Here is a 20724-nt window from a genome sequence, read left to right on the forward strand (position 1 = left end):
CCGCGATTGGCCCATCACTATTTCTCCTTGTCCACCAACCCCTTCAGCAGATCTATCGGCAGCGGGAAGACGATGGTCGAGCTCTTGTCCCCGGCAATCGTCCCCAGCGTCTGCATATAGCGCAACTGCATCGCCCCCGGCTCCTTGCTCAGCATTTGCGCGGCTTGCATCAGTTTCTCCGACGCCTGCAGTTCACCCTCGGCATGAATCACCTTGGCCCGACGTTCGCGCTCGGCCTCGGCCTGGCGGGCGATGGCGCGTACCATCGACTCGTTCAGGTCAACGTGCTTGATCTCGACGTTGGCCACCTTGATGCCCCAGGCATCCGTCTGCGCGTCCAGCACCTGGCGGATGTCCATGTTCAGTTGCTCGCGTTCTGCCAACAGCTCATCCAGCTCGTGTTTGCCCAGCACCGCCCGCAGGGTTGTTTGGGCCAGCTGGCTGGTCGCTACCAGAAAATCCTCGACCTGAATGATCGCTTTCTGCGGGTCGAGCACGCGAAAGTACAACACTGCGTTGACCTTGACCGAAACGTTGTCTCGGGTGATCACATCCTGCGGCGGCACATCCAGTACCACTGTACGCAGGTCGACCCGTACCATTTGCTGGATCACCGGGATCAACAGGATCAGCCCCGGCCCTTTGACCTGCCAGAAGCGCCCCAGTTGGAACACCACGCCGCGCTCGTATTCGCGCAGGATGCGAAACGCCGACAGCACCAGCATGGCCAGCACAATCAGAACGGCGCCGAAACCGACTTGCATGAACATGGTCATTCTCCTTGCGTCGCTGGGGCGGCGGCGCTCACTTCCAGCATCACGCCATGGCGCGCGGTCACCCGTACGTTCTGGCCAGTTTGCAGCGGCGTTGCGCACTGCACTTGCCATTGCTCGCCCTGAGCCAGCACAACACCACAGAAGGGGTCGCTTGCCATCACCTGGGTGACGGTAACCAGGCTGCCGACCAGGCCGGCGTCGCCGCTGACCAGTGCCCGTCGGCGGGCCTTGAGGGCCATGCCCAGCACGCCACCGATCAGGAGTGCCGAGAGCAGCGCCAAGGTGCCGATCAAGGCCAGCGGGATGCCGAAACCGGGGGCGTCGGTGTCGATCAGGATCAACGCGCCGACCACAAAGGCAACGATGCCGCCGAAGCCGACCACGCCGAAACTGGGCAAGAAGGCTTCGGCGATCATGAAGGTGATGCCAAGCAGGATCAGCGCCACCCCGGCAAAACTCACCGGCAATAGCTGCAGCGCATACAGCGCCAGCAGCAGGCAGATACCACCGACCACACCGCCCACCGCAGAGCCGGGGTTCATGAATTCGAACAACAGGCCGTAAACGCCGATCATGATCAGGATCAGCGCTACGCTGGGGTTGGTGATTACCGCCAGAACCCGTGTGCGCCAGTCCGGCAGGTGCTCGACCACGCTGGCACCTGCGGTCTGCAACTGGCGTGTCTGGCCGGCCACCTGAAGCGTTTTGCCGTCGAGCTTGCGCAGCAGGTCAGACAGGTCATCGGCCACCTGGTCGATCACGTTCAGGCGCAAGGCCTCGCTGGCGGACAGGCTGACCGCCTCGCGCACGGCCTTCTCCGCCCAGTCGGCGTTGCGGCCGCGCATCTGCGCCAGGCCACGGATGTAGGCGGCTGCGTCGTTGACCTGTTTGCGTGCGAGGGTTTCATCGTCGCCGCCTTTGGCTTTGTCGTCACTGGGCGTGCCAGGCGGGCCGCCGATCCGCACTGGCGTGGCAGCACCCAGGTTGGTCCCGGGCGCCATCGCCGCGACATGGCTGGCGTAGAGAATATAGGTGCCGGCGCTGGCGGCACGGGCGCCGCTGGGGGCAACGTAGCTGGCGACGGGTACGGAGCTGGCGAGAATCGCCTTGATCATCTGGCGCATGGCACTGTCCAGCCCGCCCGGGGTATCCATGCGGATAACCACCAGTTGCGCGCCTTGCGCCTGGGCCTGGCCGAGGCTGCGCACCAGGTAGTCGGCGCTGGCCGGGCCGATGGCGTCGTCAATGCCCAGCACCCACACCGCGCCGGGCGCTGCCTGGCCACCTGGCGTGATGCCAAGCAACAACAGCAGCAACAGCCAACGCCAGCAGCGGGCGATCACCTGTCGTCACCTCATTTGCGCGTATTACACAAGTTTAGCCCCGCCCACCCGTACCCGGCCTAAAATTGAAGATTGGGGGGCGAAACCGGAGGTGCATCATGCGTATGGCAAAGACCCTGCAGGCCCGCCTGGACAAGGCCAACTGCGACTACGACATCATTCCCCACCCACATTCGGCCACCAGCCTGGAGTCGGCCCGAACGGCCGGCGTGCCCGCCGAGCGGGTCGCCAAGTCGGTGATGCTCGATGACCGTCATGGCAACTACATCATGGCCGTGCTACCGGCCAACCGGCACCTGGACATGACCAAGGTGCGTATGTCCGGGGCCTGGCATCTGACCCGTGAAAGTGGTCTGCCGAGCCTGTTCAATGACTGCGAACGCGGTGCCGTGCCGGCCCTTGGCGATGCTTACCAGATAAAAATGCTGCTCGACCCGAGTCTTACCCGCCAAGGCGATGTCTACCTGGAGGCGGGTGACCACGATCACCTGATTCACATGAGCATGGAGCAGTACATGAAACTGGTGCCGCACGCCGAAGTGCGCGAGCTGTGCTGATGTTTTCAAACCAATGCCAGGCGGGCGTCGTGGACGGCTTGCCTGGCGCTAAGGAGGAACCATGGAAGCGCCGATCCATCCCTTTGCCGAACTGTTCAAGCAGTTGGGCTTGCCCGACGATCCCAAGAGTATCGATCAGTTCATCACCAGCCATTCCCCGCTGAAGAACGAAATAAAGCTGGTGGATGCGCCGTTCTGGACCGACTCACAGCGTGCATTTCTCCAGGACATCATCATTGAAGATTCCGATTGGGCCGTGCCCTTCGATCAACTCAACGAAGCCTTGCGCCGCCCCCGAAAATAAAGCGCCGAGCGGCACCTGACGAGTGATCGGCCGTTGCTATGCTCAGGAAAACAATAAGGGGATAGCGCGATGAAAGATCCCTACGCACCAGGTTTCTGGTGTTCCGTGACGATCCTGGGCACCCTGACGGCCAGTTACTTCTATGGCATCAGGCAGACGCAACAGATGAACCAGGCCGTGCATTTCCTGTATGCCGCTGCCGCAGTCACTGTAGCGGTTGCACTGGTGGCGCTGACATGGATCGCCTGGCAGCAGTTGCGCCTGAACAAGCGCGAAGTGGTGCAGGGGCGAACGTTGCTGACCATCTGGAACACCAAGGTTGCGCTACGCCGCGTCGAGACGGTTTTCGACCGTTATTTCTGGGGCAGCTACTGGCATTCGGGGCGTACCTTCGAAGAGGTCATGGGCGAGCTCAGGGGCACTCCGCTGGAGCAGAGCCTGGATGCGCTGAAGCGCCAGTGCCGGGTGCTCGACCGCGAAATCCATGACCGCCATCACCACTGGCTGGCCAACGCTCGCGACCTGTCCAGCGTGGCCCAGGCGATGGCCCGCGAACGCTACCAACTGGACCTCGGCGAGCCCACGCACAGCGGCCACGGCAATACGGCAGTGCTCAACCGTGACCTGGAAGTGCTGGTATACACCTGGTCGGCGCGCCTGCGTAGCTTCGACCATCAGCTGGACGAACTGGAGCGCGCCTACCATTGAGGCGTTTCATTCGCCGCGGATGTACTGCTCCATTTGCTTGATCAGGCTCGCCTGTTCGTCAATGGTTTCCTTGACCAGGTCGCCGATCGACAAAAGGCCGAGCAATCTGCCGTTGTCGACCACCGGCAGGTGACGCAGGTGCCGGTCGGTCATCAGGTTCATGCAGAAATCGAGCTTTTGCTTGGGCTCCACGGTGACCACCGGTGCGCTCATGATTTCGCGTACCGGCGTGGCGGCGGAAGAGCGGCCCTTGAGGACCAGCTTGCGCGCATAGTCCCGTTCACTGACGATACCCACTACCTGGTCACCCTCGACCACGGGCAGCGCACCGATGTTTTTCTCCGCCAGCAGTTTCAGGGCGTCGAGCACCGAGTCATCCGGGCCGATGGTGTACACGGTCTGGTGCTGGGACTTGGTCTTGAGGATTTGTTCGACGGTCTTCATACGGGCCTCTGCGGGTGAAAAAAGCACTGTCTCGGAGTAACTAAAGCATCCGGTACGGCGCTCTGCACGGCAATGCAGGAAACGGCATGGAGGCGATTGAAAAACGTCATGGCTGTTCGCTTGTAGCGGCCTTTTCGCGGCTAAAGCCGCGAAGAGGCCGGTACTGCGCATCAAAGCTTCGGCATCTGCCCGATCCGCGCCACCATTTCGCTCACCACCTGCAAGTCCAGCATGAACTGCTCCACGGTCTTGAACTCATTGTCGTTGTGCCCGGTGTATTTCACGTCCGGCATGGCCAGGCCAAATTGCACACCGTTGGGAAGATCGTGCACCGAAGTCGCGCCGGCCGAGGTACCGAACTCATGCTTCATACCCAGGTTCTCGGTGGCCACAGCGAGCAGGGCCTTGACCCATTCGCCTTCAGGGTTGCGGTACATCGGCTCGTCCAGGCTGAAGTCGAACGCCACCGAGGTGTTGCTTTGCCGGGTCCATTTGCCCAGTTTGTCGGCCAGTTCGTCCTTGATCGTGGCGATCGGCTTCCCCTTGGGAATGCGCAGATTCACCGCAAGTTTCAAGCCTTTGTCATCCACCCCGACAAAAGTCAGCGAGGTGGTCAGCGGGCCCATGAACGGGTCCTTGAAGGCCACGCCTAGCTTGTTGCCCAGGTAGTCCAGGCCCCAGTTTTCGGCGGCGTAGCGGGCCGCGTCGGTAAAGTGGTTGTGCTTGAGCGACACCTGCTGGCCGAGGCCATTGATGAAGTCGAGCATACGCGCCACCGGGTTGATGCCGGATTCCGGCTCCGAAGAGTGTGCGGAAACACCGGTCACGGTGAGCAAGACTTGCTTGCCGTCGGCCTTGGCGTCGATGCTGAAGTCGCTTCCATGCTGCTTCACATATCTGGCACCGGCTTGCTGCAGGTGCTTGACCAGCTGTGCCGGGTTGTCAGAAATCAGGGTCGCAACCGAAGTTGTCGGGATCTGGTTGGTGGCCAGGCCACCGGTCAGGTTGACGATCTCGGCACCCTTGCCGCTGGCTGGGCGTTTGGTGAAGCTGGCCATGACCGTGCCGTAGCCTTTCTCGGCAATCACTACGGGGTAGCCGCCGTCGAGGGCCAGGTTGTAATCGGGCGTAGGGTTGCGCTCAAAGTAGTAGGGGATGGCATCACCGCTGGTTTCTTCGGTGGTGTCGATCAGCAGCTTGAACTGCCGGGCGAGCGGCAGGTTTTCGTCCTTGGCCACTTTCAGTGCGTACATCGCCACCACGATGCCGTTCTTGTCGTCTTCGGTGCCGCGGCCGTACATGCGGTCACCCACCAGGGTGACCTTGAACGGGTCCAGGCGCGTACCGTCGGCCAGCTTCCAGTTGTCCGGGTTGACCGGCACGACGTCAGCGTGGGCATGGATGCCGATCACTTCCTTCCCGCTGCCCAGCGAGATCTCGTACACCCGGTTGTCGATGTTGCGGAAGGCCAGGCCGAAGCGGTCGGCCAAGGCCTTGATCTTGTCGGCGATCTTGAGGAATTCAGGGTTTTCGTACTGCGGTGTACCCTCGACGTTGAAGGTGGGGATGGCTACCAGTTCACGCAGGGTTTCGGTAGCGGCTTTGCCGTACTTGATGCGGGTATACAGGCCGAGCAGGCGGTTGATCTCGTCTTGTTGCCCGGCGGCCAATGGCTTGTTGGCCAGGTAGGCGTCGACGGTTGCCTCAAGGTTGTCGGCCTTGCCCTGGTCGCTGCCTTTGAGCTTGCCGAGGAATTGCCTGAAGTCGCTTGGGTCGCTGCCGTCGAAGGCTTTGATGATGGCTGCGGACTGCTGCTGGGTGAGGTTGGCTTGAGCAGGCAGGGTAAACAGGCCGATGCCGGCCAGCAGCAGGGTGGTGGCGGTGAGTTTTTTCAACTGCATGGTTGTGCGCATTCCTTTGCCAATCATTGTTCAGGGTTACCCGTTCGGGAAACGGGAAGACGCCCACGCTAACACCAATGACCCGTGGTACGGGAGTACCAGAAAGGTGACATGTCGCACAAACGAAAAAGCCCCGGGCTCAGGCCCAGGGCTTTCTTGATATGGCGCACTCGGCGGGATTCGAACCCACGACCCCTGCCTTCGGAGGGCAGTACTCTATCCAGCTGAGCTACGAGTGCAACGCGCACGCATGATACCCATCTGTGTCGTTGACGTCCATCGCCTTGATCTGTAGCTGTTTTTACCGTGTTGGCTGTGCAGATCCCTGTGGGGCGGATACACGACAATACAGATCGGAAATGAACAACGGTGGCCCGGGGGGTACCGGCCGTAACTGGGCGCACGCCAATGCCATCGATTACGGCGCCGATGACGACAGCATCATCGTTTCAGCCCAGCATCAGGGCGGGGGGAAATTGGCCGTGACAAGCAGTAAAACGAATTTTGGCTTCGCCCCACGTCCGGCCGCAGCATCGTCTACCCTTCAGCGGCCATTCTGCGGGCGATTTCAGATGGGCTGTTCAACCATTCGTTCTTTTTTTCGAACAGCCTATTGTCCAACACCCCAGCAGCCGCTTAGCATTCGTTTGAGATTTCAAACGCTCGATGCCCTGCCTTGGGCGCTTTTCAACAATCAACAATTCGGGAAGCCGACATGCAGCTCAAAGACGCTCAGTTGTTCCGCCAGCAAGCCTATATCAATGGTGAGTGGCTGGATGCGGACAACGGCCAGACCATCAAGGTGACCAACCCGGCCACCGGCGAAGTCATCGGTACCGTGCCGAAGATGGGCACCGCGGAAACCCGCCGTGCCATCGAAGCCGCCGACAAGGCCCTGCCGGCCTGGCGTGCCCTGACTGCGAAAGAGCGCTCGGCCAAGCTGCGTCGCTGGTTCGAACTGATGATCGAGAACCAGGACGACCTGGCTCGCTTGATGACCACCGAACAGGGCAAGCCGCTGGCCGAAGCCAAGGGCGAAATCGCCTACGCGGCCTCGTTCATCGAGTGGTTTGCCGAAGAAGCCAAGCGCATCTACGGTGACACCATCCCAGGCCACCAGCCAGACAAGCGCCTGATTGTCATCAAGCAGCCAATCGGCGTTACCGCGGCCATCACCCCGTGGAACTTCCCGGCCGCCATGATCACCCGTAAAGCCGGCCCGGCCCTGGCCGCTGGCTGCACCATGGTCCTCAAGCCGGCTTCGCAAACCCCATACTCCGCTCTGGCCCTGGTCGAGCTGGCCCACCGTGCCGGCATCCCGGCTGGCGTGCTGAGTGTGGTTACCGGCAGCGCCGGCGAAGTTGGCGGCGAACTGACCGGCAACTCCCTGGTACGCAAGCTGTCCTTCACCGGCTCGACCGAAATCGGTCGCCAGCTGATGGAAGAATGCGCCAAGGACATCAAGAAGGTTTCCCTGGAGCTGGGTGGCAACGCCCCGTTCATCGTGTTCGACGACGCCGACCTGGACAAGGCGGTCGAGGGCGCGATCATCTCCAAGTACCGTAACAACGGCCAGACCTGCGTCTGCGCCAACCGTATCTACGTGCAGGACGGCGTCTACGACGCGTTCGCCGAGAAGCTGGCCGCTGCAGTTGCCAAGCTGAAGATCGGTAACGGCCTGGAAGAAGGCACCACCACTGGCCCGCTGATCGATGGCAAGGCTGTCGCCAAGGTCCAGGAACACATCGAGGACGCCGTCAGCAAAGGCGCCAAAGTGCTGTCCGGTGGCAAGCTGATCGAAGGCAACTTCTTCGAGCCGACCATCCTGGTTGACGTACCGAAGACCGCTGCTGTCGCCAAGGAAGAGACGTTCGGCCCACTGGCGCCGCTGTTCCGCTTCAAAGACGAAGCCGAAGTCATCGCCATGTCCAACGACACCGAGTTCGGCCTGGCCTCGTACTTCTACGCCCGCGACATGAGCCGTGTGTTCCGTGTCGCCGAAGCCCTGGAGTACGGCATGGTGGGTATCAACACCGGCCTGATCTCCAACGAAGTGGCGCCGTTCGGTGGTATCAAGGCTTCGGGCCTGGGCCGCGAAGGTTCCAAGTACGGTATCGAGGACTACCTCGAAATCAAATACCTGTGCATCAGCGTCTGATAGCACGGTAAAGGCTTTACCTCTGCCAGCGGGGCGCGAGAGCGACGTCTCGCTGGCCTTTTTTACATTGCAGTACCTGGTGGCCAGGGCGTTCACGACAGTCGATCAACGAATACTGTTCGCGAGCACTCCCAGCCGCCCCCGAATAAAAGCGCCATTCCTGTCGGCGCAATGAGGGCATTATGAGCAAAACCAACGAATCCTTGATGCAACGTCGTGTAGCTGCCGTCCCACGTGGCGTCGGCCAGATCCACCCGATCTTCGTCGACACCGCGAAGAACTCGACCGTGATCGACGTTGAAGGCCGCGAACTGATCGACTTCGCCGGCGGCATCGCAGTACTGAACACCGGCCACCTGCACCCGAAAGTGGTTGCAGCCGTGCAAGAGCAGCTGACCAAGGTCAGCCACACCTGCTTCCAGGTGCTGGCTTACGAACCCTACGTAGAGCTGTGCGAAAAGATCAACAAGCTGGTCCCAGGCGACTTCGACAAGAAGACCCTGCTGGTCACCACCGGCTCCGAAGCCGTTGAAAACGCCGTCAAGATCGCCCGTGCTGCCACTGGCCGCGCTGGCGTCATCGCCTTCACCGGCGGTTATCACGGCCGTACCATGATGACCCTGGGCCTGACCGGCAAGGTCGTGCCGTACTCCGCTGGCATGGGCCTGATGCCAGGCGGCATCTTCCGCGCCCTGTTCCCGAGCGAACTGCACGGTATCAGCGTTGACGACGCCATCGCCTCGGTCGAGCGCATCTTCAAGAACGACGCCGAGCCGCGCGACATCGCCGCGATCATCCTCGAGCCAGTACAAGGCGAAGGCGGCTTCCTGCCAGCGCCGAAAGAGCTGATGAAACGCCTGCGCGCCCTGTGCGACCAGCACGGCATCCTGCTGATCGCCGACGAAGTACAAACTGGCGCTGGCCGTACCGGCACCTTCTTCGCCATGGAACAGATGGGCGTTGCGCCTGACCTGACCACCTTCGCCAAATCCATCGCTGGCGGCTTCCCGCTGGCCGGTGTGTGCGGCAAGGCCGAATACATGGACGCCATCGCGCCTGGCGGCCTGGGCGGTACCTACGCCGGTTCGCCGATCGCTTGCGCCGCGGCCCTGGCCGTGATCGAAGTGTTCGAAGAAGAAAAACTGCTGGACCGCAGCAAGGCTGTGGGTGAGCGCCTGACCGCCGGCCTGCGCGAAATCCAGAAGAAGTACCCGATCATCGGCGACGTCCGTGGTCTGGGCTCGATGATTGCCGTCGAAGTCTTCGAGAAAGGCACTCACACCCCGAACGCTGCTGCTGTTGGCCAGGTTGTCGCCAAGGCTCGTGAAAAGGGTCTGATCCTGCTGTCTTGCGGCACCTACGGCAACGTCCTGCGTATCCTGGTTCCGCTGACCGCCGAAGACGCGCTGCTGGACAAAGGCCTGGCCATCATCGAAGAGTGCTTCGCTGAAATCGCCTGATGTGACGCGCTTCAGAAAAAACCCGCCTCGGCGGGTTTTTTTATGCCCAGATAAGCCATGTGGCGCTATGGTTATCGGAGGACTGGCTTTGGAAGCTGCGACGGACTGTGTGTCAGGGTATTCAGGAGTAGTTGGTGATGAGCGCTGCAGCCCCCACCCCACCAAGCGTACTGATTGTCGAAGGCGATCCTTGGGTACGGGACATGCTCAGCGAGATGCTGCTCAGCGTGCGCTGTGACGCCCGCCTGCAGGTATGCGCTGACGGCGCGCAGGCGCTCAGTGCCTTGTCCAGCAAGCCGGACCTGATCATCGCTGCCCGCGAGCTGGCCGGTATCGACGGCCTCGACCTGCTGCGCAAGGTGCGCGCCAAAGGGCCAGGGGTGCCGTTCATTCTCATGAGTAACCGCAATGACAGCGCCAGTGTGCGCGAAGCGCTGCCCCTGCACCCCACGGCTTACCTGAGCAAGCCACTGAACCTGGATAACCTGCGCAAGCGCCTGCAAGAGTTGCTGCTGGCCGTTGGCGAGGAGATTGCCTGCCCGGTACCGGCGTTGCAGGCGGGAGCCAGCCTGCCAGCCTACCTTGAGCAGCGCCGCGCTACCGCCGATGGCGGGCCGCTGCTGGCCGATGTGCAGGTAGCGATCAATCGAGCGCTAAACCCTCAGGGCCTGAACCTCAGGGTGCTCGAAGAGGAGGTGCGTAACGACCCGCAGGTGACGGCGGTGCTGATCGCTGCCGCCAATAGTGCGGCATTGCACCGTGAAGCCCCGGTGCAGACGTTGCTGCAGGCCCTGAACAAGCTTGGCAGTACCCAAAGCATGAACCTGATCCTGGGCATGACCCTCAAGCGCAGCGCACGCCTCAGCGACCCACTGTTGGCAGAGCACGCCGCCCGTTACTGGGACCTGTCACTGCACACTGCCGAATATGGCCGCACCTTGGCGCGCATGCTCGAACTGGACGAGGGCCGTTGTTATTGCGCGGGCTTGCTGCATTGCCTGGGCGACCTGGCGGTGTTGCGCTGCCTGCAAGAGTGGCGGTTGGCCGGGGGAGACCTGGACGAGCGCAATGTGCAGCAATCGCTGGAAGAGTTTGGTGCGGCGTTCGGCTCGGCGCTGCGTACCCGCTGGCGTTTGCCGCTGGCACTGCGCGAGTTGATCGCTGCGATCTACCAGTTGGGCGGTGGCGTTTACTCGCGGGAGATCCTGGCCATGAACCTGGCTGGGCAGTTGTCGCGGCTGCCGGCTGGGCAGGGGCTGGAGAAGGTGGCCAGCGGCAAGACGGCGCGCCTGCTCAAGCTTGGCCTGCCGGAGCTGAGGCGGTTGCGCAAAGAGGAGAACCCGGAAGTAAAACCGCAGGAAGAACCGCCGGTGGCTGGGGCCGAGGTTTCCAGCTGAGATTCGGGGGCCGCATTGCGGCCCTTCGCGGGCTTGCCCGCTGCCACAGGTGTGGCGCCGGGCCCGCGAATACCGGCCAAAGCCGGTGCCCTTGCCGCCTGATCAGCCGCGGACTATCTGGTTCTTGCCCTGCCGCTTGGCCTGGTACATTGCCGCATCGGCCCGCGCATACAGGCTGTCCAGCGCCACATCCTCATCGGTCAGCTCGGTCAGCCCCTGGCTCACCGTCACCCCGTACGTCTGCTGGCCATGGCTGAAGCTCAAGTGCTGAATCTGCCGTTGCAAGCGCTCGGCAATCTGCTCCGCGACCTGGGCGTTGCAGCCCGGAAACACCGCCGCAAATTCTTCGCCGCCAATGCGTCCGAACAGGTCGCCCCGGCGTAGCACTGCCTTGCCGCTGTCGGCGATGTGTTGCAGCACCTGGTCGCCTTCCTGGTGGCCATAGCTGTCATTGATGCGTTTGAAGTCGTCGATATCCAACAGCAGGAAAGCCAGCGGTGTGCCGTCCTCGCGTGCACTGTCGAAGGCTTGCTGAGCACATTCGAAAAAGTGCCTGCGGTTACTGCTCTGGGTCAGCACGTCGGTGGTGGCCAGGCGCTGCAGTTCGCCTTCAAGCTGCTTCTTCTCGGTGATGTCTTCGGCGATACCGACAATGATTACCCGGTCGCCATCGTGCTGCTGGTTGATGTAGCACTTGTCGCTCAGCCAGCGCAGTTGCCCATCGGCATTGAGGATGCGGTACTCGCGGTCTTCCACCGCGCCCTTGAGCAGTACCTGGGCCAGGCTACGCTCGGCGAACTCGAGGTCGTCGGGGTAGATGCTGTCACGCCATTCGTTGTAGTCAGCCAGCACCAGGCTGACCGGGCGGCCGAAGATGCGCTCGTAGGCTGGGCTCACGTACAGCACCTGACGGGTTTCCCAGTCGAAGGCCCAAAGCACTGCGTTGACGCTGTCGAGCAACGAGCTGAACAGCTGATCACGCTCACTCAGGCGGGCAACCTCACCTTGGGCGTGGAGCAACGCCAGTAAAGTCTGGGCAGCTTCGGGAGGAGGGGTGCCGGGGAAAATCGTTGGAATGTTCTTGGCCATGTGCACGGAGCAGGTCTCAACGTGAAAGCGTGCGGCCAACATCCGGCCCGCCACGCAGGCGATATTCCGGATTCGAGTGGAGAGGCGGGGGCGAAGTTCCGAACGGCACGCCCCGTTGCGGGGCGTGCCGATCAACGGCGGTCAGGCGCCGGTCGGGCGCAGCGAGTAAGTCTTGAGTTGTGCTGCGAAGTCGCGCAGTGCCTGGATGCCGCTGGTTTCGGCCTCGTGTACCCAGTCTTTCATGGCAGCCAGCATGTCGTGGCCGTTGGCACTGGTGCGCGCCCAAATCTGCTGCAGGGCCAGGCGTTTTTCGTAGATGGTTTTCAGTGCCTGGCTGTGCGCGAGCATGGACTCGATGCGCACGTGGTGGCGGTCTTCCAGCAGGCTGGTTTCGCGCGAGAGCAGCCGTTTGGCACGGCGGAAGCGGTGACGCACCGAGGCGTCGACACGGGCCAGTTCCTGTTTCACCAGCGGGCCGATCACCAGCTTGCGGTACTGGGCCATGATCTGGAAGCGGTTGTTGAGGATGGCCATGGCGGTGTCCATGTCCAGGCTGGCCTTGCCGGCCACCCGGTGGGCGATGGGCGCCACGCGCTGCACCTTGGCCAGACGCAGCAGGCAGAACAGGCGGATCCACGCCCAGCCCATGTCGAACTCCCAGCGTTTGACCGAGAGCTTGGCCGAGTTGGGGTAGGTGTGGTGGTTATTGTGCAGTTCTTCACCGCCGATGATGATGCCCCAGGGCACCAGGTTGGTGGCGGCGTCGCGGCATTCGAAGTTGCGATAGCCCAGGGCATGGCCCAGGCCGTTGACCACACCGGCGGCCCAGAACGGAATCCACATCATCTGCACTGCCCAGATGGTGATGCCCAGGGTGCCGAACAGCAGCAGGTCGACCACCGCCATCAGTGCGATACCGCCCAGTTTGTAACGCGAGTACAGGTTGCGCTCGATCCAGTCATCCGGGCAGTTCTTGCCATAGATACGCAGGGTTTCGGGGTTGCGTGCCTCTTCACGGTACAGCTCGGCACCTTTACGCAGCACCGTGCCCAGGCCCTTGTACACCGGGCTGTGCGGGTCGTCGGGGGTTTCGCACTTGGCGTGGTGCTTGCGGTGGACGGCGGTCCACTCACGGGTGTTCTGCGCCGTGGTCAGCCACAGCCAGAAGCGGAAGAAGTGCTTGAGCGCGCCGTTGAGCTCCAGGGCCCGGTGCGCGGAGTAGCGATGCAGGTAGACCGTGACGCTGACAATGGTCACGTGGGTCATCAACAGAGTGATGCCGACCAGTTGCCAGGCCGACAGGTCGAGCAGGCCGTTATACCACATAGGTGCAAATACCCTCGAAATGCAGGGGGAAGGGCTGATTATCCCTTGGCGGGGAAATAAAACCAGTCAACCGTTGAGATAGGAGGTCACGACATGTTTCAGCCTTTATAATGCCCGCTCCTTTTTGATGGCCTTTCCCACCCGACATGTCTGTTTCCGTTCGCGACGCCTTGCGCATGGCTGCGCTGTATGTGGTGCTCTCGATCCTCTGGCTTGCGCTGGCGGAGGTGATGCTGCACAGCATGACTGACGACCCCTTGGCACTGACTGTGGGGCGGCAGATCAACGTGGTGGTCTGGGTGCTGCTCAGTGCCTTGCTGATCTACGTGTCGCGCGTGCGCCTGCTCAATTTCATCGGCCATGGCGCGCGTTTGCGTTGCGAAGACCGTGAACGGCTGCGCATGGCTGCCGCGGTGTTCGACAGTACCCTCGAGGGTGTGCTGGTGACCGACCGCCAAGGCCTGATCGTGCACGTCAATCGTGCCTTCATGCGCATCACCGGCTACCAGCAGGATGAGGTCATCGGCCAGCGCCCGAGCAAGTTCAAGTCGGGCCGCCATGGCCTGGCCTTCTACCAGGAAATTTTTGCCACCCTGGCCGAGAAGGGCGAGTGGAGTGGTGAAATCTGGAACCGGCGCAAAAGCGGGGAAATCTACCCGCAGTGGCAGACCATTTGCGCCATTCGTGATGACGAAGGTGAGCTCAGCCATTACGTGGCGGTGTTCAGTGACATCAGCGCCATCAAGCATTCGGAACAAGAGCTTGCCTACCTCGCCCACCACGACCCGCTGACCGGCCTGCCCAACCGCCTGCTGTTTACCGACCGGGTGGAGCAGGCATTGGCGGCGGCGCAGGCCAACAAGCGCGGTTGCGCCCTGTTGCTGCTGGACCTGGACCATTTCCAGAGCATAAACGACGGCCTGGGCCATACCATTGGCGACCAGTTGCTGAAGCTGGTAGGTGAGCGTCTGGGAGAGGTGTTGGGTAACGGCATGACCCTGGCGCGTCTGGGCGGCGACGAGTTCGGCGTGCTGGCCGAAAACTGCCAGCAGGTTGGCCAGGCGGGCAAGCTGGCGCAATGCATCATCGAGCGCATGCGTGAGCCGTTTCAGTTCGAGGGCAATCGTCTGTTCATCAGCGCCAGCGTCGGAATCAGCCTGTTCCCCAGCGATGCCTTGAGTGCCGAGCAGTTGCTGCGCAATGCCGACTCGGCGTTGTACAAGGCCAAAAGCAACGGTCGGGCCTGTTATGCGCTGTACACCGAAGAGCTGACCGCCCACGCCCAGCATCGGGTCGAGACCGCCGCCGAATTGCGTCGGGCCCTGGAGCAGGATGAACTGCGGGTGTACTTTCAGCCGGTACACGACTTGGCGACGGGCCGGCAGGTCGGGGTCGAGGCGTTGGTGCGCTGGCAGCACCCCGGGCGCGGCCTGGTACCGCCGAGTGAGTTCATCCCGATTGCCGAACGCACCGGCCTGATTGCCGAGATCGATACCTGGGTGCTGCAACAGGCCTGTCGGCAAATGGTGCAGTGGCAGGCTGAAGGCCGGCAGCTGGCATTTGTTGGGGTGAACATCTCCAGTCGCCTGTTTGGCCAGCATGAGCTGTATCGGCAGGTAGCCGAAGTGCTGCACGACACCGGCCTGGCCCCGGCCTTGCTGGAGCTGGAAGTGACCGAAAGCGCGGTGATGGAAGACCCTGAGGTGGCGCTGGAGCAACTGCACCGCTTGCGCGAACTGGGGGTGACCCTGGCCATCGACGACTTTGGCACCGGGTATTCGTCACTGCTGCGGCTCAAGCGTTTGCCGGTGCAGAAGTTGAAAATCGACCAAGGGTTTGTGGCTGGGTTGCCAGTGGATGAGGACGACATCGCCATTGTGCGGGTGATCATCGCCTTGGCCCGTAGCATGGGTATGCAGGTGCATGCCGAGGGCATCGAGCAGGCGGAACAGGCCAGCTTCCTGTTGCAGGAGGAGTGCCAGTTGGGGCAAGGGTACTGGTTCGGGCGGCCAGTGCCGGCTGCGGATCTTCGCTGGGATTGAGACCGGGCTGCAAAGCAGCCCTCAGATTTCAACGCTTGTTCAAACCCTTCGCCAGGCGGTCCCCTACCAGCTGGATCAACGCCACTAACGCTACCAGCATGGCGATCACGGTCAGCATGATCTGGCTGTCGAAACGCTGGTAGCCATACCGATAGGCGATATCCCCCAGCCCGCCGGCACCAATCGCCCCGGCCATCGCCGACGAGTTGATCAAGGTCACCAAGGTAATGGTGAAGCCCCCGACGATCCCCGGCAGCGCCTCGGGCAACAGTACATGCCAGACGATGTGCCAGCGCCGGCAGCCCATGGCCTGTGCGGCTTCCACCAGACCATGGTCGACCTCACGCAGGCTGACCTCGGCAATCCGCGCAAAGAACGGTGTGGCGGCAATGGTCAGCGGCACCACTGCCGCCCACACACCATAAGTGGTACCCACCACCAGGCGGGTGAAAGGAATCAGCGCAACCATCAGGATCAGAAACGGAATCGAGCGGAACAGGTTGACGAAGGCGCCCAGCACCCGGTTCAGCGGCCGCGCCTCGAAGATCCCACCCTTGTCGCTGGTGACCAGCAGCACCGCCATGGGTACACCCACCAGCAGGGCGATCAGTGACGAAACCCCAACCATCAGCAGCGTATCAAGCAAGCCTTCCAGCAGGCGATCAAACCACATGGCCCAATACCTCCACGTCCTCGGCCCAACGGCGGGCACGTTCCAGCAATTGATGGGTGTCGTGCGGCGAGTGTTGCACCGAGAGGATGAGTTGCCCCAAGGCATGTTCGCCGATGGTTTCCACGCCGCCCTGCAGCAGACGCACACGCCCGCCCAGGTCGTTGAACAGGGCAGACAGCTCTGGCTCGCCAAGCACCGTCAGTTTCAGCACTACGGCGCTGTTGCCGCTCGCCGGGTGGGCCTGGAGGCTGGCTTGCAGTGCGGCGGGTAGCTTGGCCTGCAAAGGGGCGAGCAGGGTGCGGGTAACCTCGTGACGAGGTGAACCAAACACCCGCCAGACCTCGCCCTGCTCGACCACTGCGCCGCGTTCCAGCACCACAACCCGGTGGCAGATGTCGCGAATCACCGCCATTTCGTGGGTGATCAGCACGATGGTCAGGCCCAGGCGCTGGTTGATATCGCGCAGCAGCTCCAGGATCGAGGCGGTGGTTTCCGGGTCCAGCGCCGAGGTGGCCTCGTCGCACAGCAGGATCTCGGGGGTGTGCACCAGTGCCCGGGCAATGCCCACGCGCTGTTTCTGCCCGCCGGACAGTTGCGCCGGGTACACGTGATGTTTTTCCTGCAGGCCGACCAGTTCCAGCAACTCGCGCACCTTGCGCTGGCGTTCGGCTTTTGCCACGCCGGCGACTTTCAACGGCAACTCGACGTTCTGCCACACGGTCTTGGCCGACATCAGGTTGAAGTGCTGGAAGATCATGCCGATGCGCCGGCGCAGGGCCACAAGCTGGTCCTCATTGAAAGGCGCGATATCCACCTGGTCGATCAATACGCGGCCCTGGCTGGGTTGCTCCAGGCGGTTGATGGTGCGCAGCAGTGATGACTTACCGGCGCCGCTGCGGCCGATGATGCCGAAGATCTCGCCATGGCGGATGTTCAAGTCGATGCCTTGCAACGCCGGCTGCGCCTGGCCCGGGTAGGTCTTGCCCAGGCCGATGAAGCGCACGTGGGCTTCATTGACCTCGGGGCGCAGGGCCTGTTCCCTGGCCATTGGCGGCAGTGCTTGGGGTGTAGGCGCCCTGAGCGCGCTGGCCTGGCTCATTTCAGCCTTCCCAGCCGGCTTGGTAGAGCTTGCCGTGAGCTTTGTTCAACGCAGCGCGCACCGCTGGCGAATGCTGGTAGATGTCGACGAACTTGGCCAGGCGTGGATCGTCCTTGCTTTGCGGGCGAATGACGAACTGGATCACGTATTCCTTGTTTTCCAGCCCATCGAACAGCAACGCCGAGGTGGCATCGAAGGTGTTGGCCAGGCGGATGTAGGCCGGGTAACCCTGCACCAGGTCGGCGTCGTCGTAGGCACGTACCAGTTGCACCGCCTCGACCTGAAGGATCTTCAGCTTTTTAGGGTTGGCGACGATGTCATCCTCGGTGGCCTTGTAGCCCACGCCGGGCTTCAGGGTGATCAACCCGGCCTTGGCCAGCAGCAGCAGGCCACGGCCGCTGTTGATCGGGTCGTTGGCGATGGCCACGCTGGCGCCTTCAGGCAGCTCGGCAAAGCTTTTGTACTTTTTCGAGTACAGGCCAACGTTGTTGATGATGCCCGGGGCGTAAGGCACGAGGTTGAAGCCTGCAGCAGCCTTGGCGTTTTCCAGGAAAGGGATGTGCTGGAAGTAGTTCGCGTCGATGTCGCCGCTGTTGAGGCTGACATTGGGCGCAATCCAGTCGCTGAACTCGATCAGCTTCACTTCCAGGCCTTGCTTGTGGGCTTCTTCAACCGCGGCTTCCAGCGGAATGGCAAAGGCCGAGGTGGTGCCGATCTTCAACGGCTCGGCAGCAAGGGTACCGGCGCACAGGCCGAGGGTGATGGCAATGGCCGCGACGGGCCGGAACAGTTTCTCAAGCATGGTGCAGGGCTCCAGTCGGGGTAGGGGTAAAGCGGTAAGCCGAGCCAGGGTGGTCGGCGGGTAAGTGCGGGTGGTCGGTATGGAACAGTTTTTCGCGCAGGGTGCCTTCGGTGTAGGCAGTCTTGTAGCGGCCACGCTGCTGAAGTTGCGGGATGACCAGCTCGACGAAGTCCTCGAAGCTTTCCGGGGTGACGGTGCGGGTCAGGTTGAAACCGTCCAGGCCGGTTTCATCGATCCACGCGATCAACTGCTCGGCCACCTGTTCAGGCGCGCCGACCAGGGTTACGTAGCGGCCGCCCAGGGCGTGCTGTTGCAACAGGCGCCGGCGGGTCCAGGCGTTGTCTTGCAACTGGCGCGTGGCTGACTGGATGGCGTTGCCCTGGTTGAAGGCAATGGGTTCGTCCAATTCATAGGCGGCGAAGTCGATGCCAGTGGACGCGGCGAAGTGCGCGACGCCCGCTTCGGCGCTGGCGTGGCGCAGGTACTCGGCGTGTTTGGCCTGGGCCAGTTGCTCGGTGGCCGCAACGATCACCGTGATGCCCATGAACACTTTGACTGCCTGCGGGTCGCGGCCGGCGGCCTGGGCGGCCGCGCGAACCTTGTCGACCTGGGCGCGGGTGGCTGCCTTGTCTTGGCCACTGATGAACACGCATTCGGCATGGTTGCCGGCGAAGGCCAAGCCACGCGGCGAGCTGCCGGCCTGGAACAGCACCGGGGTGCGCTGCGGTGAGGGCTCGCACAGGTGGTAGCCTTCGACCTTGTAGAACTCGCCCTGGTGCTGAACCTTGCGCACCTTGTCGGGCGTGGCATAGACGCGATGCTCGCGGTCGGCGACCACTGCGTCATCGGCCCAACTGCCTTCCAGCAGCTTGTACAACACCTGCAGGTATTCATCGGCCTGATCGTAGCGGCGATCATGCGCCGGTTGCTGCGCCAGGCCCATGGCCCGGGCAGCGCTGTCGAGGTAGCCGGTGACAATGTTCCAGCCCACCCGGCCATTGCTCAGGTGGTCGAGTGTGGAAAGTCGCCGGGCGAACAGGTACGGCGCCTCGTAGGTGAGGTTGGCGGTAAGGCCAAAACCCAGGTGACGAGTGACTGCAGCCATGGCGGAGACCAGCAGCAGCGGGTCGTTGACAGGCAGCTGGATCGACTCCTTGAGGGTGACGTCCAGAGACTGGCCGTAGATGTCGTAGGTGCCGACGATGTCGGCAATGAAAAGCCCGTCGAACAGACCCCGCTCCAGCAGGCGTGCCAGGTTGGTCCAGTAGTCCAGGGTCTTGTACTGGGTTGAAGTGTCCCGTGGGTGGGTCCACAGTCCGTGGTTGATGTGCCCGATGCAGTTCATGTTGAAGGCATTGAGCAGAATCTGCTTGGCCATCAGATGGTCCCCCGGCGTGGCGGGTTGGCATCGTTGAGGTAGTAGTTGCCGATGGCGTGGTACTTCCAGCGCACCGGGTCGTGCAGGGTGTGCACGCGAGCGTTGCGCCAGTGGCGGTCGAGGTTGTGTTCGGCCAATGTTGCCTGGCTGCCGCCCAGTTCGAACAGGGTGGTACCGGCGGTGAGGGAAACTTCGGTGCTGATGGCGCGTGCTTCGGCCACGGCAATGGAGGCGGCGGCAACGTTGTCGGCAGTGCTGTCGTCGCGTGCGCGGTCGAGGTATTCGCCTGCGCGCTCCAGCAGGGCTTCGGCCGCGTGCAAGCGGATCGCCAGATGGCCGAAACTTTTCAGCGTCAGCGGGTCATCCGTGGCCTTGTCCAGGCCGGAGTCGACCCACGGACGGCTGCGGGTGCGCACGAAGTGCAGGGCGTCTTCATAGGCGGCGCGGGCAATGCCGGTGTCGATGGCGGCATGGAGGATCTGCGCCAGCGGGCCAACCGGGGTGGGGCGCTCGAAGGCGCTCTGGAACGGCACCACGTCCGCTGCGCTGACGTACACGTTATCGAACACCACCGAACCGCTGCCGGTGGTGCGCTGGCCGAAGCCGCTCCAGTCGTCGATCACCTGCAGCCCCTGGCTGTCGGCCGGGACGAAGGCCAACTGTTGTATGCCTTGTTCATCCACGACCGAGGTTGGAATGCGTTGGGCATAGATGGCGCCTGTGGAATAGAACTTGCGCCCGTTGATGCGGAAACCGTCGCCGTCACGGCTCAGGCGGGTGGTGCGCTCGTGGGCGGTCTTGGTGCCCAGCTCGGCCAGGGCATTGCCGAAACGGCGGCCGGCCAGTACCTCGGTGTACAGGCGCTGTTGCTGTTCGGGGCTGCCGTTTACCCGCAGCACTTCCAGACCGTAGAAATGATTCTGCGGAATCTGCCCGAGCGAACCGTCGGCCTGCGCGATACGGGCGATGACCTTGGCCAGGGTGACGTTGGATACGCCGGCACCGCCGAAGGCTTTGGGCACGCTGATGGCCCACAGGCCGGAGCGGGTGAACAGCTCGAGTTCGGCCAGCGGCAGGCGGCGCTCGCGGTCGCGCAAGGCGCTGTCGCGGCGCAGTTGCTGGGCGATGTCTTCGGCGACGGCCAGGGCTTGGGCGTCGTTGGTGATGATAGCGATTGTCATGGAGTTCTCCGGGGGCCGCTTTGTGGCCCTTCGCGGGCTTACCCGCTCCCACAGGTGAAGTGATGCCCGTTCAGGCGGTGGCAATC

Annotated in this window: 19 protein-coding genes and 1 tRNA gene; 8 read left to right on the top strand and 12 right to left on the bottom strand. The window is 62.5% G+C overall.

Annotated features, from left to right (window positions below):
* Positions 1 to 17: 17 nt before the first annotated feature.
* Together ACZ889_RS04850 and ACZ889_RS04855 are read right to left on the bottom strand one after the other, a co-directional pair.
* Positions 18 to 770: a slipin family protein gene (locus ACZ889_RS04850; protein ID WP_064491757.1), complete on the bottom strand. Its 753-nt coding sequence runs from the start codon at positions 768 to 770 to the stop codon at positions 18 to 20.
* Positions 771 to 772: 2 nt separating this feature from the next.
* Positions 773 to 2119, bottom strand: coding sequence for an NfeD family protein (locus ACZ889_RS04855; RefSeq protein WP_180689007.1), 1347 nt, complete (start codon positions 2117 to 2119; stop codon positions 773 to 775).
* Between the two features lie 98 nt (positions 2120 to 2217).
* Here ACZ889_RS04855 and ACZ889_RS04860 point away from each other — a divergent pair, with 98 nt between their 5' ends.
* The 3 genes from ACZ889_RS04860 (at position 2218) to ACZ889_RS04870 (ending at position 3688) form a co-directional block, all read left to right on the top strand.
* Entirely contained in the window at positions 2218 to 2676 is a 459-nt protein-coding gene (locus ACZ889_RS04860; protein ID WP_003255874.1) for an aminoacyl-tRNA deacylase, read from the top strand.
* Positions 2677 to 2737: 61 nt separating this feature from the next.
* Entirely contained in the window at positions 2738 to 2980 is a 243-nt protein-coding gene (locus ACZ889_RS04865) for a DUF2789 domain-containing protein (protein WP_003255873.1), read from the top strand.
* 69 nt (positions 2981 to 3049) lie between these two features.
* Positions 3050 to 3688, top strand: coding sequence for a hypothetical protein (locus tag ACZ889_RS04870; protein WP_003255871.1), 639 nt, complete (start codon positions 3050 to 3052; stop codon positions 3686 to 3688).
* Between the two features lie 6 nt (positions 3689 to 3694).
* Here the strand turns inward: ACZ889_RS04870 and ACZ889_RS04875 are convergent, their stop codons facing one another.
* The 3 genes from ACZ889_RS04875 to ACZ889_RS04885 form a co-directional block, all read right to left on the bottom strand.
* Complete coding sequence (locus ACZ889_RS04875; protein ID WP_180689006.1) at positions 3695 to 4132, bottom strand: CBS domain-containing protein; 438 nt, start codon at positions 4130 to 4132, stop codon at positions 3695 to 3697.
* A 170-nt stretch (positions 4133 to 4302) separates the two neighbouring features.
* Positions 4303 to 6033, bottom strand: a complete 1731-nt coding sequence (locus ACZ889_RS04880) for a dipeptidase (protein WP_180689005.1) — start codon at positions 6031 to 6033, stop codon at positions 4303 to 4305.
* 162 nt (positions 6034 to 6195) lie between these two features.
* Positions 6196 to 6272 (bottom strand) — tRNA-Arg (locus ACZ889_RS04885).
* 120 nt (positions 6273 to 6392) lie between these two features.
* Between ACZ889_RS04885 and ACZ889_RS04890 the strand changes: the two genes are divergently transcribed.
* The 4 genes from ACZ889_RS04890 to ACZ889_RS04905 all read left to right on the top strand — a co-directional run bounded on the left by ACZ889_RS04890 (position 6393) and on the right by ACZ889_RS04905 (position 11048).
* The gene (locus ACZ889_RS04890; protein ID WP_476257210.1) at positions 6393 to 6839 is read left to right on the top strand and encodes an aryl-sulfate sulfotransferase; all 447 of its coding nucleotides are present in this window, start codon (positions 6393 to 6395) and stop codon (positions 6837 to 6839) included.
* Positions 6749 to 8191, top strand: a complete 1443-nt coding sequence (gene gabD, locus ACZ889_RS04895) for an NADP-dependent succinate-semialdehyde dehydrogenase (RefSeq protein ID WP_010951596.1) — start codon at positions 6749 to 6751, stop codon at positions 8189 to 8191. Before ACZ889_RS04890 ends, gabD begins: the two co-directional genes overlap by 91 nt.
* Before the next feature lie 182 nt (positions 8192 to 8373).
* Positions 8374 to 9651, top strand: coding sequence for a 4-aminobutyrate--2-oxoglutarate transaminase (gabT, locus tag ACZ889_RS04900; RefSeq protein ID WP_003255866.1), 1278 nt, complete (start codon positions 8374 to 8376; stop codon positions 9649 to 9651).
* A 137-nt stretch (positions 9652 to 9788) separates the two neighbouring features.
* Positions 9789 to 11048, top strand: a complete 1260-nt coding sequence (locus ACZ889_RS04905) for a response regulator (protein ID WP_121782724.1) — start codon at positions 9789 to 9791, stop codon at positions 11046 to 11048.
* Positions 11049 to 11150: 102 nt separating this feature from the next.
* Here the strand turns inward: ACZ889_RS04905 and ACZ889_RS04910 are convergent, their stop codons facing one another.
* Together ACZ889_RS04910 and desA are read right to left on the bottom strand one after the other, a co-directional pair.
* Positions 11151 to 12179 (bottom strand): GGDEF domain-containing protein, encoded by a 1029-nt coding sequence (locus ACZ889_RS04910; protein WP_003255864.1) that lies wholly within the window; start codon positions 12177 to 12179, stop codon positions 11151 to 11153.
* A 99-nt stretch (positions 12180 to 12278) separates the two neighbouring features.
* The gene (desA, locus tag ACZ889_RS04915) at positions 12279 to 13463 is read right to left on the bottom strand and encodes a delta-9 fatty acid desaturase DesA (protein WP_180689003.1); all 1185 of its coding nucleotides are present in this window, start codon (positions 13461 to 13463) and stop codon (positions 12279 to 12281) included.
* Between the two features lie 146 nt (positions 13464 to 13609).
* Here desA and dibA point away from each other — a divergent pair, with 146 nt between their 5' ends.
* Complete coding sequence (dibA, locus tag ACZ889_RS04920) at positions 13610 to 15505, top strand: phosphodiesterase DibA (RefSeq protein WP_180689002.1); 1896 nt, start codon at positions 13610 to 13612, stop codon at positions 15503 to 15505.
* Between the two features lie 28 nt (positions 15506 to 15533).
* On the opposite strand, the gene ACZ889_RS04925 is transcribed toward dibA, so the two are convergent.
* Genes ACZ889_RS04925 through ACZ889_RS04945 form a run of 5 tightly spaced genes read right to left on the bottom strand, consistent with a single transcriptional unit; the run spans position 15534 to position 20638 of the window.
* Positions 15534 to 16178, bottom strand: coding sequence for a methionine ABC transporter permease (locus ACZ889_RS04925; protein ID WP_476257211.1), 645 nt, complete (start codon positions 16176 to 16178; stop codon positions 15534 to 15536).
* Positions 16168 to 17277 carry a methionine ABC transporter ATP-binding protein gene (locus tag ACZ889_RS04930; protein WP_033726693.1) on the bottom strand — a complete coding sequence of 370 codons (1110 nt, stop codon included), beginning with the start codon at positions 17275 to 17277 and terminating at the stop codon, positions 16168 to 16170. The genes ACZ889_RS04925 and ACZ889_RS04930 overlap by 11 nt, the downstream gene beginning before the upstream one ends.
* A 1-nt stretch (position 17278) precedes the next feature.
* The gene (locus tag ACZ889_RS04935) at positions 17279 to 18079 is read right to left on the bottom strand and encodes a MetQ/NlpA family ABC transporter substrate-binding protein (protein WP_064491763.1); all 801 of its coding nucleotides are present in this window, start codon (positions 18077 to 18079) and stop codon (positions 17279 to 17281) included.
* Positions 18072 to 19457 carry an LLM class flavin-dependent oxidoreductase gene (locus ACZ889_RS04940; protein ID WP_054889040.1) on the bottom strand — a complete coding sequence of 462 codons (1386 nt, stop codon included), beginning with the start codon at positions 19455 to 19457 and terminating at the stop codon, positions 18072 to 18074. Before ACZ889_RS04940 ends, ACZ889_RS04935 begins: the two co-directional genes overlap by 8 nt.
* A complete protein-coding gene (locus ACZ889_RS04945; RefSeq protein WP_047603223.1) occupies positions 19457 to 20638 on the bottom strand; it encodes an SfnB family sulfur acquisition oxidoreductase in 1182 nt (393 codons plus the stop codon). The genes ACZ889_RS04940 and ACZ889_RS04945 overlap by 1 nt, the downstream gene beginning before the upstream one ends.
* Positions 20639 to 20724: the final 86 nt, after the last annotated feature.

This window comes from Pseudomonas sp. TE3895, from assembly GCF_056278855.1.

Bases quoted from the DNA above. Each gene is read 5' to 3' on its own strand.
- ACZ889_RS04870 (WP_003255871.1), top strand. From the start codon at position 3,050: ATGAAAGATCCCTACGCACCAGGTTTCTGGTGTTCCGTGACGATCCTG.
- ACZ889_RS04930 (WP_033726693.1), bottom strand. From the start codon at position 17,277: ATGAGCCAGGCCAGCGCGCTCAGGGCGCCTACACCCCAAGCACTGCCG.
- gabT (WP_003255866.1), top strand. From the start codon at position 8,374: ATGAGCAAAACCAACGAATCCTTGATGCAACGTCGTGTAGCTGCCGTC.
- ACZ889_RS04850 (WP_064491757.1), bottom strand. From the start codon at position 770: ATGTTCATGCAAGTCGGTTTCGGCGCCGTTCTGATTGTGCTGGCCATG.
- ACZ889_RS04905 (WP_121782724.1), top strand. From the start codon at position 9,789: ATGAGCGCTGCAGCCCCCACCCCACCAAGCGTACTGATTGTCGAAGGC.
- ACZ889_RS04865 (WP_003255873.1), top strand. From the start codon at position 2,738: ATGGAAGCGCCGATCCATCCCTTTGCCGAACTGTTCAAGCAGTTGGGC.
- ACZ889_RS04875 (WP_180689006.1), bottom strand. From the start codon at position 4,132: ATGAAGACCGTCGAACAAATCCTCAAGACCAAGTCCCAGCACCAGACC.
- ACZ889_RS04940 (WP_054889040.1), bottom strand. From the start codon at position 19,457: ATGGCCAAGCAGATTCTGCTCAATGCCTTCAACATGAACTGCATCGGG.
- ACZ889_RS04880 (WP_180689005.1), bottom strand. From the start codon at position 6,033: ATGCAGTTGAAAAAACTCACCGCCACCACCCTGCTGCTGGCCGGCATC.
- ACZ889_RS04890 (WP_476257210.1), top strand. From the start codon at position 6,393: ATGAACAACGGTGGCCCGGGGGGTACCGGCCGTAACTGGGCGCACGCC.
- ACZ889_RS04860 (WP_003255874.1), top strand. From the start codon at position 2,218: ATGCGTATGGCAAAGACCCTGCAGGCCCGCCTGGACAAGGCCAACTGC.
- ACZ889_RS04910 (WP_003255864.1), bottom strand. From the start codon at position 12,179: ATGTTGGCCGCACGCTTTCACGTTGAGACCTGCTCCGTGCACATGGCC.
- desA (WP_180689003.1), bottom strand. From the start codon at position 13,463: ATGTGGTATAACGGCCTGCTCGACCTGTCGGCCTGGCAACTGGTCGGC.
- dibA (WP_180689002.1), top strand. From the start codon at position 13,610: ATGTCTGTTTCCGTTCGCGACGCCTTGCGCATGGCTGCGCTGTATGTG.
- gabD (WP_010951596.1), top strand. From the start codon at position 6,749: ATGCAGCTCAAAGACGCTCAGTTGTTCCGCCAGCAAGCCTATATCAAT.
- ACZ889_RS04945 (WP_047603223.1), bottom strand. From the start codon at position 20,638: ATGACAATCGCTATCATCACCAACGACGCCCAAGCCCTGGCCGTCGCC.
- ACZ889_RS04935 (WP_064491763.1), bottom strand. From the start codon at position 18,079: ATGCTTGAGAAACTGTTCCGGCCCGTCGCGGCCATTGCCATCACCCTC.
- ACZ889_RS04925 (WP_476257211.1), bottom strand. From the start codon at position 16,178: ATGTGGTTTGATCGCCTGCTGGAAGGCTTGCTTGATACGCTGCTGATG.